We start from the raw sequence: 12,606 nt of genomic DNA, 5'->3' as shown, positions 1-12,606 counted from the left end.
CCCGGTTTTATTATACAAAATCCCCGCCGGAACCCGGCTTAACGGCCCGCTGGGCTCCGGCGCGAAAAAACGCACAAAAACCCGATGGCCGGGGCCAATACGCCCATGGCGCCCGCCTGGGAGGAAGCAAAATCCGCCGCCGCGCCCATGAGTAGCGGGAAAACAGCTCCTCCCACGAGCCCCATAATCATCAGGCCGGATACTTCATTTTGGCGTGTGGGACTGCGCCACAAGGCTTGGGAAAAAATCACCGGGAACACGTTGGCATTTCCGAGCCCTACGCAACTAATGCCCGCATACAAAACGGCCTGCGTTTGGCCGAACCACAACAACAGCCACCCCGCCACAATCAGCCCCATACTCCACCGAAAAATTTTCTGCCCGCCATAGCGCCCCAGCAAAAACACCCCCGCCAAACACCCGGCGGTGCGCCATAAAAAATAAACCCCGGAGCCGTACCCGGCCGCGGCCACCCCCAGCCCGGCCCGCTCCATAAGCAGTTTGGGGGCCGCCATATTCATTCCCACGTCTAACCCCACATGGCAAATAATCCCGATAAAACAACTCAAAATCACACTGTCCGCCAGTAAACCAAACGCTTGTTTGAACCCGGTTTGGGCGGCGTTCGGCGGGGTCTCCCGGATGGGCGTACGCGCCAACGCCCCAAAGGCTAACAGCGCCTCCGCCAGAAAAAACCAATATAAAATTTTCCAATCCTGCCAATACAGCGCACACCACCCGGCGGCCACCGGGGCCAGCAAAGAGCAAACCGCTTTTACAAACTGGCCCAAAGTAAGCATACCGGGCAGTTTTTCGGGCGATACCAAATTGCCAACGAGCGGGTTTAAGGAAACCTGCATCAAGGTATTTCCGAGCCCCAAAAACGCAAAGGAAAGAAACATTCCCCAAAAGCTGTAATGCGCAAACGGCACCACAAATGCCGCCGCCGTAAGCAGTAAACTCCATAATACCGTTTTGCGGCGGCCTATTTTGTTCATCAGTAAGCCGGCCGGAACCGCGCCCGCCAAAAACCACAAAAAAACCATGGTGGCAAACAAGCCCGACAGCGTACCCGATAACTGAAAATCCGCCCGGATATAATGGGTAGCCACGCCCACGGAGTCCACAAACCCCATGGCAAAAAAGCACAACATCAGCGGGAACAAGGCGCGTGGGCGGCTGTTTATTTCTTTCATTTCATGTACCTATAAAAAAGGGGATACCCGGTAAAAGGTATCCCCTTAACCGGTTTCAAAAACCTATTTTACCATAACAAACGGCATTTGGCCGCCCGCCATGTAGTTAGGCATACGGCCGTCCCATTTTTCAATGGCTTTAATTTGCGCTTCCACTTGGCGCAATTTAATTAAATTATCCGAAACCACTTCCCGTTGCAACCGCAAGGATTTGGCTTCCGCTTCCGCCTGTAAAATTTTCTGCTCGGCTTCTTTTTTAACTTTTTCCACCAAGTTGGTAGCGCGTTTGGCTTCCTGCTCGGCGATTTGTTTTTCTTCCACCGCTCTTAAAAATTGGGGCGAAAACTCAAAATTGGTAATGGCAATATCGGAAACGATGACTTCTTTTTCCGCCATTTTGGATTTTAAGATTTTATCCAATTCCTGCGCTACTTCCACCCGGTTGGCAATCAGGCTGTCTGCCGAGTATTTGGCAATAACGGCTTTCGTCCATTCTTCCACCATGGGTTTCAAAATGGTAGACGTATATTCCGGCCCCAAATTGCGGTAAATAGATTCTATGGTTTGCGGCATAATGCGGTGGTTGATAGCCAGCGTTAAGCCTACCGTCTGCAAGTCTTTAGAAAAAGCCTCCGTGGTAAAAGCATCTTTTTTAATGCGCACGGAGAATTTTTCAATACGGTCCACTAACGGCAATTTTACATGGAGCCCTTCCCCATACGCGCCCACAATTTGCCCAAAGCGCAATTTAACCGCCACACTCCCGGCGGAAACCGTAAAATAAGAGCCGCAGGCAAGCACCGCCAACAGCAACAATACCGCCGGGATGATTACCACTTTCCAAGAAAAAGACGGAAAGTGTATTTCCCCGCCGGGCATTACATTAAATTTTTTCATTTGGTTATCCTTGTTATTAAAATGCCCCTGCGCACTTTAAGCACGCAGGGGTTGTTATTTGATTAAATATGCCGCTTTTTAACTTTCATGCGGGCAATGGCTTGTTTAAGCTCTATTTCTGCCAATTCAAAATCAATATCCGCGTCTTTGTTGGTTAAACTTTCTTTGGCGCGCTTGATTTTTTGTGCTTCGGCCTCTTCGTCAATTTCATCCGCCAGGCCGGCACTTTCGGCAAATACATTTACCGTATCGTTCAGGATTTCCACAAACCCGCCCAACGCGGCAAATTCTTGCTCTTTTTCGCCCTGTTTATAGCGCAGTGAGCCCATGCCCAACTGCACTATCATTTTGGCGTGTCCGGGCAACACGCCCATTTCCCCCAGCAAGGCAGGTAAAATAACCATATCTACCTCCAGGTTGGAAATGAGCTGTTTTTCCGGCGTAATCAAGTTTAGAATCAGCTTTTTAGCCATAGAGTTAATTACTCTTTATCTTTAATTTTTTCGTAATTGGCCAATACGTCCTCTATCCCGCCGCACATATAGAAGCAGGATTCGGGAATATGGTCATACTCGCCGTCCACAATGCCCTTAAAGGCTTTGATGGTGTCGGCCAGTTTGACGTATTTGCCGGGGTGCCCCGTAAATTGTTCCGCCACGGAAAACGGCTGCGAGAGGAACTTTTGGATTCTGCGGGCACGGGCCACGGTTTTTTTGTCTTCGTCGGCCAATTCGTCCATACCCAAGATAGCAATAATATCTTGCAAATCTTTGTATTTCTGCAATACTTGGCGCACACGCTGGGAAACGCTGTAATGTTCTTCGCCAATGATGCGCGGGTCCAAAATGCGGGACGTGGAATCCAACGGGTCCACGGCCGGGTAAATACCCAAGCTGGCAATTTGGCGGGAAAGCACGGAGGTAGAATCCAAGTGCGTAAACGTAGCGGCCACACCGGGGTCGGTTAAGTCGTCCGCGGGCACATATACGGCCTGAATGGACGTAATAGCGCCTTTTTTGGTGGAGGTAATACGTTCCTGCAAGTTGCCGATTTCCGTATTCAGCGTAGGCTGATAACCCACAGCGGAAGGCATACGCCCGAGCAGGGCGGATACTTCGGAGTTGGCCAACACAAAGCGGAAGATGTTATCCAAGAACAGCAATACGTCCTGCCCTTTTACGTCGCGGAAATACTCCGCCTGCGTAAGCGCCGTTAAGGCCACTTTGGCGCGGGCACCCGGCGGCTCGTTCATCTGCCCGTAAACCAGTACGGTTTTATCCAGTACGGTGCTTCCGTCGGAAAGTTTAGATTCGCTCATTTCCAACATTAAATCGTTGCCTTCGCGGCTTCTTTCCCCTACGCCGCCGAAGACGGAGCTGCCGTGGTGTTCGCGCGCCACGTTGTTAATCAGTTCCATAATCAGTACGGTTTTGCCTACGCCAGCACCGCCGAACAGACCCACTTTGCCCCCTTTCATATACGGGGCAATTAAGTCAATTACTTTAATACCGGTTTCAAAAATTTCCGGGGTGGGGTTTTGGTCTTCCAAAGACGGCGGGTCCCGGTGAATGGGCATATTCATCGGGGCCGCAATATCGCCTTTGTGGTCTTGCGGTTTGCCCAATACGTTCATCAGGCGGCCCAGGCAGGCTTCGCCCACCGGCACGTTGAGCGGGGCTCCCGTATCCACGGCGTTGGCACCGCGCTGTAAACCGTCCGTACTTTCCAAAGATACGCAGCGTACAATACCGTCACCCATTTGCTGGGCAACTTCGGCCACGATTTTCTTTTCCGGCGTCAGTTCAATTTCTATGGCGTTTTCAATGGCGGGCAAGTGGCCTTGCTCAAACTGAATATCCACGGCCGCGCCAATGATTTGAATTACTTTTCCGCTTTTCATATTTGTTCCTATATCAAGTGGTTTTATAAAACTAGCTGTTTAGGGCCTCCGCCCCGTTTACAATGTCCAAAATTTCGTTGGTAATGCCGGCTTGGCGTACTTTGTTTAATTTGAGCCCCAGCGCCGTCACCAATTCCCCCGCGTTTTTGCTGGCGGCATCCATGGCGTTCATGGTGGCGGCTAAGTTAGCCGCTTGCGATTCCAGCAAAATGCGGTACATATTGGCTTTGAACAGGCGCGGCACTAAAATACGGAAAATCTCTTTTAGGCCCGGTTCAAACGCAAAGTCACTTTCTTCACGCCGGTTTACAGGGGCTTCAAAAGCAAACGGAAGCACCTTTTCTTCCACCAAGTTTTGGCTGGCCATGGACTTAAAGTCGTTATAAATCAGCGTGACGGAGCCCAACTGCTCCGTAAAAAACGCTTTCATTACGGCTTCGCCCAACAGCTCGGCGTGGGCGTACGTCACTTTGGGGAAAATCCCCACGCTTTCGTACGCAATTTTTAAGCCCGGCATTTTGAGGCGGGCCAAAAAGTCCCGCCCTTTTTTGCCTATGACGAATACGGAAATTTCTTTGCCTTGGTTTTCCTTCAAAAACTGCAACACGCGGCGCAGTACCACGGCATTAAAAGAACCCGCCAGGCCCTTATCCCCGGTAATGCAGATAAGGCCGATTTTTTGCGGGTTGCCCGTTTTGTTGACAAAAAACCGCGAAGACCAGCTCTCGGCGGTGTCGCCGTCGTCGGACATGGTTAAAATATCCGTTTTCAGGTCGTCCACCATTTGAAGCATTTTTTGGGCAAAAGGCCGCGCAGCCGTCATGGCATCCTGCGCTTTGCGGATACGCGCGCTGGAAATCATCTTCATCGTCTGCATGATTTGCTGCGTGGATTTAATGGCCTTAATGTTTTGCCGTATGTCTCTAAGCGATTCCATGCTTTTTTCCTATTTCCGGTTGTAATGTTCGTTCAAAATTTTTACATAGTCGGCAATACCGGCTTCCAATGTATAATCGGGCGTATACCCCAATTTACTTTCGGACTTCGTCATATCTGCCTGGGTTTTAAGTTGGAAGAACGGATACGGGTTATCAATGTATTCGGGTTCCAAATTAAGGCCCATTTCTTTATTCAGGCAGGCAATAATGGCGTTATAATCGCGCGGGATGCCGGTAGCGGCGTTATAAACGCCCGTTTCTTTACCGTTGCGTAATGCGCACATATTGATTTTGACAATATCTTTTACATACACAAAATCGCGCTGTTGTTCCCCGTTTTTGAACACGCGGGGGCGTTTGCCTTCACGCATTTGGTTGTACAGTTGGAAAACCATACTGGCCATTTTGCCCTTAAAATATTCGCCGGGGCCGTATACGTTAAAATAACGTAATCCAATAATGGTCATATCGCGGTTATCGGCCGCAAACTGGCGGGCTACGTTATCCATAATTACTTTGGAAAAACCGTACACGTTTTCCGGGTGGGTGGGTTGCGTTTCCACATTGGGCACCGGGCCGTTGCCGTAGGTGGCGGCGGAAGAAGCGTAAATGACTTTTTTAATTTCGTTTTCGGCCGCAAACGTAAGCACGTTTTTGAACGCTTCCACGTTTTGTTCCATCATGGCTTTTTGGTCCATAACGGTAGTATCCGTGATGGCCGCTTCATGGAAGATGGCATCAAAATACATATCCCGCGGCATAAACGTAAAGCAATCGGCGGCAATTACATCCCCCTTAAAGCCAATCAGGTTTTTGAAGTGCCCGTTTTTGGAAAAATCGTCCATTACCGTCACTTCATGGCCTTGGGCTTCCAAGGTTTTGGCAATATTACTGCCGATAAAGCCGGCACCGCCGGTCACCAAATATTTTTTCTTCGTTTCCATGGAATTATTTGCTCCCCTTAAAAATGTTCTTAAACGCATCTAACGCGGCGCGGACTTTTTCTTCCAATTCTTTAGTCAGCTCGTTAGCGGCATTTAATTCATCCAGCAAGTTTTTTTGTTCCGCGCGGACAAAGGCGAGTAATTGTTTTTCATATTCGCGCACGTCTTCTACTTCCACGCTGTCCAAATAGCCGTTTACGCCCGCAAACAGCACCAGCACTTCTTCCCCTACATGCAACGGAGAATACTGGTTCTGTTTGAGCAGTTCGCTCATGCGTTTACCGCGGGCAATTTGCCGTTGGGATTCTTTATCCAACTCAGAGCCGAACTGGGCAAACCCGGCCAATTCCTGATACTGGGACATATCAATACGCAAGGTACCTGCCACTTTGCGCATACTCTTGCGCTGGGCCGAGCCCCCCACGCGGGAAACGGAAAGCCCCACGTTAATAGCCGGTTTTACACCGCTTAAAAACAAACTGCTTTCCAAATAAATCTGTCCGTCCGTAATAGAAATTACGTTCGTGGGAATATAGGCGGAAACGTCGTTCGCCTGGGTTTCAATAATCGGCAACGCGGTAATGGAGCCGCCGCCGTTTTCTTTAGAAAGTTTGCAGGCGCGTTCCAACAATCTGGAGTGCAAGTAAAACACGTCACCGGGGTAGGCTTCGCGGCCTGGCGGACGGCGCAACAGCAAGGACATCTGGCGGTAAGCCTGCGCGTGCTTGGACAAATCGTCATACACAATCAGCACGTCTTTGCCTTGCCACATAAAATATTCACCGATAGCGCAGCCGGCGTACGGCGCGATATACAGCAAGGAAGCCGGGTCGGACGCGGTGGCCGATACCACAATGGTATAATCCATAGCGCCGTAATCGGTCAGCGTTTTGACTACTTGGGCTACCGTACTCTGTTTTTGGCCCACGGCTACATAAATACAAATGCAGCGTTCCGCTTCCGGAATGTTCTTTTGGTTGATGATAGCATCTACCGCAATAGCCGTTTTACCGGTTTGGCGGTCGCCGATAATCAGTTCGCGCTGGCCTTTACCTATCGGCACGAGCGCGTCAATGGCTTTCAAGCCCGTTTGCAACGGCTGTTTGACCGGCTGGCGGTCAATAATGCCGGGGGCTACAATGTCCAACGGCATATTTTTAACGCCTTTAATGGCGCCTTTGCCGTCTAGCGCATTACCCAACGGGTCTACCACGCGGCCAATCATTTCTTCGCTCACGGGTACGCTGATGACTTCCCCGGTGCGTTTGACGCTGTCGCCTTCCTGCACCAGGTGGTCCGGCCCCATCAGCACACAGCCGACGTTGTCGTATTCCAAGTTAAGCGCCATGCCTTTTACGCCGTGGCCAAAGTCCACCAGCTCCGAGGCTTTCACGTTGTTTAAGCCGTGAACGCGGGCAATGCCGTCACCCACTTGGATAACGGTGCCGACCTCGCTTAAATCCGCAGTCGCTTCAAATTTGCTTATTTTTTCTTTAATAATGTTGGTTATTTCTTCTGGTCTGATTGCCATAAAATACACCGTTTATTTGGTTAATTCTTCCTGCATTTTTTCAAACTGCCGCTTGAGGCTTGCGTCTATCAGTTCCCCCCGGCACAAAATCTTTACGCCGCCGATGAGGGCCGGGTCCGTATGATATACGGCGGCCACCTTGCCGCCATAACGGGCGGAAAGGACACTTTCGGCGTGAGCTTTTAAGGCATCCGTAAGCGGCACTGCGGAAGAAATTTCCGCACGGATAATGCCCAACCGGGCGTCCAGCAGGGCGTTGACCTCGCGGACGATTTGCCCGAGCAAGTTATAGCGTTTGGCTTGCACCAGCGTATTTAAGAACGCCTGCGCCGCCGGGGCGGACACTAACGCTTCCCGCAAAAACCCGGTTTTAGCCGGAACGGATACGTTCGGGTCCGTCATAAACGCTTGGGCACCGGCTAACGCTTGGCTTGCGGCGGCCAATTCCTCGGCGCGGGCCTGGGCCTGCAGGTTGGAAGTGGCTAAAGCGTCGTAAGCCTTGGCGTAGCGTTGGGCTAAGATTCTGTCTGAACTGTTCATAAATTACTTGCCCTGCACCTCGGCCAATACTTGCTCTACTATCTGCTGGGCCGATTCTTGGTTAATTTGTTGCTGCGCCACTTTGGCGGCGGCCAGCATGGCGGTACTGACAATTTGGTTTTTCACGTCCGAAAGGGCTTTGTCCTTTTCGGCTTGAATTTGCGCTTTGGCCTGGGCAATTAAGTTTTCCGCCTGCTCTTTAGCTTGCGCCAAAAGCTGGTTTTTTTGCGTTTCACCCATAGCTACCGCCTGTTGCATCTTTTGGGCGGCCTCGGAAGAAATTTGCGCTAATTTAGCATCCAATTCTTTTTTAATGTCTTCCGCCTGCGCACGGGCTGCAGCGGCCTGCTCTTTATCGGTTTTTATTTGGGCTTCGCGGGCTTCTAACGCGCCGATAATGGCCTTCCACGCGAATTTTTTTAATAAAAACACCAAAAGCAGGAAGTTGCAGATAGTTAAAATCAGCACCCCGTAATCAGGTTTTAGTAAATCTTGCATATTTTACCTATATTAGGAAAAATCAAACTACATAATCATCGTCAACAAGCAGATGACCAAGCCAAACATTGCGGCACCTTCTAACAAAGCGGCAATGATAATCATGGTCGTGCGGATAGCGCTGCCGGCTTCCGGTTGGCGGGCGGTGCCTTCCAAAGCGGCGGTACCGATTTTACCCAAACCCAAACCGGCCCCGATAACGGCTAAACCGGCACCAATACCGGCGGCGATGAATTTAAGTGCTGCGAGTTCCATAATTTTTTCTCCTTTTTGGGCCGAAGCCCTTGTTGATAGATTTTTTTAGATTAATGCGTATGTATGACGGAGCCGGCAAAAATACTGGTAAGCAGGGTAAATACATAAGCCTGCAAAAAAGCCACCAGCAGTTCCAACAGCGTCATAAAAATTTCCAGGCCCATAGCCGGAACGGCAGCCCCTACGCCGGCCGCCACATTTAATTTACCAATAATAAAAATCATTAATAAAAGGCTAATCAGCACCATGTGCCCGGCCAACATATTGGCAAAAAGACGCAAGGCCAGTACGCCCACTTTAATTACCGTGCTGATAATTTCCAACGGGAAAATAAGCGGCACCAACCAACCGGGCGTGCCGGAAGGGATAAAGCCTTTCAAAAAGCCAACTAGCCCGTGGAATTTAAGCCCGCAATACACAATCAGCCCGCCGCTGCACAGCGCCAGGGCCGCATTGACGGAAATGTTGGACGTGGCGGTTTTCATATTAGGAATCAGCCCCGCCAGGTTGGTAAACAAAATAAATAAAAATAAAGTGCAGAAGTACGGCAAAAAGCCTTTGCCTTCTTCCCCCATATTGGGCAGTACCATGCCGTCCCGGATAAAGGAAACATATTCCTCCGCCCCGGCCGTTAAAAGCCGTTTAAGGGTGGAAGTCCCTCCGCGGGAAATCCAATGCAAAAGCACCAGCAAAATAACGCTTACGCTTAACAGGGTGACGGTATGCGTGGTAATAGGCAAGCTAACACCGTTTAGTGTCCACCCCCAGTGAGAATCCAAAATGTGATGAGATAATATTTCAGCTACGTCCATCTTTTTTATCCGCCTTATGCGCAGTTAAATTTGTTTGTTCCTGCCCGGTTTGGGCCCCTTTAACAACCAGGTACATCCCCCAAGCAAACCCTAAGGCCGCCCCGGCTAACGTAAGCCACGGCAAACTGCCCCAGCGTTTATCCAACCACCAACCGCCTAACGTACATAAAACTTCCACGGTGGCAAACTCCAGCCCCAGGGTGGCGATTTCCAAATGGTCTTGCTTGGTAAACGGTCCCACGGTAAGGGCCCTCCGTTTTTAATTTACCGAGCGGTAAGTTTATATATATATTATAAAACAATTTGAGGCAAAAAGCCAAACTTTCTGCCTGTTCAAACCGCTCTATTTTATTGTATTAAATAATGGGGCAAAAGGGGAACGGCTTTTTGCGTTAGAAAGCCCCCGCCGCCATAATAATAAAAATAACCCGGTATCGGCACGCGCCCGCTACCAGTGCCCCGGCACCCATAAATAAATGAAAACCCGCTCTGCACAACAGGGCGGGTTTTCCAAAAGCATTTTCTTATTTTATAAAGAAAACGTGAAGATTTTGCTTTCGTACGGTTTTAATTCCAATGTAAAACCTTCCGCACGCATTTGCGGGGTCACTTCTATTTGCTGTTTGGAAAATTCCTCCCGCACGGAGCCGTTCAGCGCCTCGGAGCCTTTCATAGGCAGACAGCACCGGCTGGGTTGGCCGCTGTAATTAATCACCACCATTTTGCCGGTATTGCGCTGTTTCCACTGCCAGGCCAACACGTTGCGGTAGGAATCATCATTCAGCGCGCGGACCTCTTTTAAGGACCATTGGCCGCCGTGAAATTCCGGCGCGGAAGCAATCGTCAGCAACCGGGCGTAATAAGTGGCTACCTCTTTATCCACCGTGAACCAATCCTTTACATATTGGATAGGCAGGCGGGCGGGGCGGCCTAACAGTTGGAATAAATAGAACATCCGCGCGCCGGGCAACGTGGCAATAATGGTGCTGGCCGCGAGGGATTTTTCCTTTCCAAAGGCTTTTAGGCTTTCTTCTTCGTCATGGTTGGAAGTAAAGCGGATAGAGCGCATTTGGAACAAGTGTTCCGCCCCCAAATGGGCTTTGATGTTTTCGGAATTGGAAAAGCGGAGCCGGTCATACAATACTTTATCGTAAGTATAATCAAACCCCATTTCCTGAATTTCCCATTCCAAACCCCAGTATACTTCCGCAATAAAAGTAAATTCCGGGTGAATATCGCGCACTTCTTTTAAGGCTTGGGTCCAAAATTCTTCTTTGGGCAAATCGTTCCCTAAAAAGTCACGCCAGGTATCCCGGTGGACTTTATTAAGGCTGAGCATAGCCATATCGCACCGCACGCCGTCGCACTGTTCGGCCACGCGCAACAGGTTATCCAACATAAAGCGCCGCGTTTTAGGGTTAAAATAGTTCAGTTGGGCGGTATCCGTCCACGGGGCAAAATACGGGTCACGCCCGTGGGCAATATGCACCCCGGCTTTATTGGTAAAAAACCAATCCGCGTGAACGTGCGGTTGGGCGGTGCCGGTGTTGATGTACAAATCCGGGTCTGTTTCCACCGTGGGCGCATCTATGGCGGTGTGGTTGCCTACAAAATCCAAAAATACCGCAATCCCTATACCGTTTAATTTGGCCCGCAATTTTTTAAGGCTTTCCGGGCCGCCCAGGGGATCATCCACCACATATTCCATAATAGCGTACGGGGAGGCGACAATATCTTGGGGGTCAAAGTTGGGTTCTATCTTCCGTACCGCTTCCACAACGTCCGGGTGCGTGCGGGCAATTTCCGTTGCTTTGGGGCTATGTTTCCATACGCCCATTAACCATACAGCATCAAACCCCAGGGCCTTTATTTCCGTCCAGTAATTGTCCGGGATTTGGTCCAGGGTGAATTTTTGTCCGTGGCGGCGTTCCAAACGCTTCATCCACGCGCGTGTGTTAATTTCCAAGATATGAGGATTTGTTCGCATATTTATAGACTCCCTGTTATTTTTATAGCACTTTTTCCGCAAGTTTGTAAACATTTTTTTACCGCCCAGTAAATATTTTTACAATACAACATTTTATCTACCAGGTATAAACCTTTTTACTAACCCTTTTTATTCCCCCCTATAAATACCATAAAAAACCCCGCCGGCTTAAACTACACCGGCGGGGAGTTATAAAACACTTACAGGTGGTTATTCGGCTTTGGAATCCGTCTGTTCTTCTTCCGCCTTTACCACCGGGGCGATACGGGCAATTTTGTCACCCGGTTCCAGCTTAGCCAGCGTGACCCCTTGGGCGTTGCGGCCTACGGAGCGGATGTCTTCGCACCGTACGCGGATGGTCATGCCTTTTTCGGTCACAATCATTAAGTCTTTGGATTCGTCCACCAACTTAATGCCTACTACTTTGCCGTTGCGTTCGCTGGTTTTAATGGTAATTACACCCATACCGCCGCGGTTTTGGCGTTTGTATTCGCTAAATTCCGTGCGTTTGCCGAAGCCGTTTTCGCATACGGATAACACATCCGGCTGCGGGGCATCGTTGGGGGCTTGTTCCATACCAACCACCACGTCGCCTTCCATCAGGCTGATAGCGCGTACACCCTTGGCCGGGCGGCCCATGGCGCGCACTTGGTTTTCGTCAAAGCGGATGGATTTGCCGTTCTTGGTGGCTACGATAATGTCCGACGTACCGTGCGTGGTTTGCACACTGGTCAGCACGTCGCCTTCTTCCAGGCCCATGGCAATAATACCCGTTTTGCGGATGTTGGCAAATTCTTCCAACGCTACACGCTTAATGGAGCCATAGCGCGTACACATCGTCAGGAAGGTATTTTCACAATGTTTCGGGTCAAAATTATCAATGGACACGGCAGAGGTCACTTTTTCCTCGCCCACTAATTGCAAGAGGTTCACAATGGCTTTACCCTTGGACATACGGTTGCCTTCGGGGATTTCAAACGCGCGCAACGCAAACACGCGGCCGCGGTTGGTGAACATTAAAATAGTGGCGTGGGAAGACGTGACGAACAGGTGTTCCATAAAGTCTTCTTCTTTCGTTTTACCGCCGATAATCCCTTTACCGCCGCGG

At 50.1% G+C, this 12,606-nt stretch carries 14 protein-coding genes; all 14 read right to left on the bottom strand.

The genetic code is table 11. The features are described 5' to 3' along the window. Positions 1–38: 38 nt before the first annotated feature. On the bottom strand, positions 39–1,196 hold the full coding sequence (locus ACQY18_RS01725) for an MFS transporter (protein WP_428038606.1): 1,158 nt from the start codon (positions 1,194–1,196) through the stop codon (positions 39–41). Positions 1,197–1,259: 63 nt separating this feature from the next. After that, positions 1,260–2,093, bottom strand: coding sequence for a prohibitin family protein (locus ACQY18_RS01720; RefSeq protein WP_428038605.1), 834 nt, complete (start codon positions 2,091–2,093; stop codon positions 1,260–1,262). Between the two features lie 62 nt (positions 2,094–2,155). Continuing rightward, a complete protein-coding gene (gene atpC, locus ACQY18_RS01715) occupies positions 2,156–2,566 on the bottom strand; it encodes an ATP synthase F1 subunit epsilon (RefSeq protein ID WP_176776964.1) in 411 nt (136 codons plus the stop codon). Positions 2,567–2,574: 8 nt separating this feature from the next. After that, positions 2,575–3,993: a F0F1 ATP synthase subunit beta gene (gene atpD, locus ACQY18_RS01710; protein ID WP_176776963.1), complete on the bottom strand. Its 1,419-nt coding sequence runs from the start codon at positions 3,991–3,993 to the stop codon at positions 2,575–2,577. Positions 3,994–4,024: 31 nt separating this feature from the next. After that, a complete protein-coding gene (atpG, locus tag ACQY18_RS01705) occupies positions 4,025–4,930 on the bottom strand; it encodes an ATP synthase F1 subunit gamma (RefSeq protein ID WP_428038604.1) in 906 nt (301 codons plus the stop codon). A 9-nt stretch (positions 4,931–4,939) separates the two neighbouring features. Next, a complete protein-coding gene (rfaD, locus tag ACQY18_RS01700; protein WP_428038603.1) occupies positions 4,940–5,875 on the bottom strand; it encodes an ADP-glyceromanno-heptose 6-epimerase in 936 nt (311 codons plus the stop codon). Between the two features lie 4 nt (positions 5,876–5,879). Continuing rightward, on the bottom strand, positions 5,880–7,406 hold the full coding sequence (gene atpA / locus ACQY18_RS01695; RefSeq protein WP_428038602.1) for a F0F1 ATP synthase subunit alpha: 1,527 nt from the start codon (positions 7,404–7,406) through the stop codon (positions 5,880–5,882). A gap of 12 nt (positions 7,407–7,418) precedes the next feature. After that, on the bottom strand, positions 7,419–7,946 hold the full coding sequence (atpH, locus tag ACQY18_RS01690) for an ATP synthase F1 subunit delta (RefSeq protein WP_428038601.1): 528 nt from the start codon (positions 7,944–7,946) through the stop codon (positions 7,419–7,421). A gap of 3 nt (positions 7,947–7,949) precedes the next feature. Further along, the gene (gene atpF / locus ACQY18_RS01685; protein ID WP_176776958.1) at positions 7,950–8,444 is read right to left on the bottom strand and encodes a F0F1 ATP synthase subunit B; all 495 of its coding nucleotides are present in this window, start codon (positions 8,442–8,444) and stop codon (positions 7,950–7,952) included. Positions 8,445–8,471: 27 nt separating this feature from the next. Next, entirely contained in the window at positions 8,472–8,699 is a 228-nt protein-coding gene (atpE, locus tag ACQY18_RS01680; protein ID WP_176776957.1) for an ATP synthase F0 subunit C, read from the bottom strand. Positions 8,700–8,749: 50 nt separating this feature from the next. Then, positions 8,750–9,511 (bottom strand): F0F1 ATP synthase subunit A, encoded by a 762-nt coding sequence (gene atpB / locus ACQY18_RS01675; protein WP_176776956.1) that lies wholly within the window; start codon positions 9,509–9,511, stop codon positions 8,750–8,752. Further along, positions 9,498–9,752: an AtpZ/AtpI family protein gene (locus ACQY18_RS01670; protein ID WP_176776955.1), complete on the bottom strand. Its 255-nt coding sequence runs from the start codon at positions 9,750–9,752 to the stop codon at positions 9,498–9,500. Before ACQY18_RS01670 ends, atpB begins: the two co-directional genes overlap by 14 nt. 288 nt (positions 9,753–10,040) lie before the next feature. After that, entirely contained in the window at positions 10,041–11,498 is a 1,458-nt protein-coding gene (locus ACQY18_RS01665; RefSeq protein ID WP_428038600.1) for an alpha-amylase family glycosyl hydrolase, read from the bottom strand. A 210-nt stretch (positions 11,499–11,708) separates the two neighbouring features. Continuing rightward, positions 11,709–12,606: DNA gyrase C-terminal beta-propeller domain-containing protein (locus tag ACQY18_RS01660; RefSeq protein ID WP_428038599.1), on the bottom strand; the 898-nt coding region annotated here is incomplete at its 5' end.

The organism is Candidatus Avelusimicrobium faecicola (assembly GCA_900540405.1).
Classification (GTDB): domain Bacteria; phylum Elusimicrobiota; class Elusimicrobia; order Elusimicrobiales; family Elusimicrobiaceae; genus Avelusimicrobium; species Avelusimicrobium faecicola.
The sequence above is the reverse complement of the archived record's forward strand: the minus strand, read 5'-3'. Positions and strand labels throughout refer to the sequence as shown.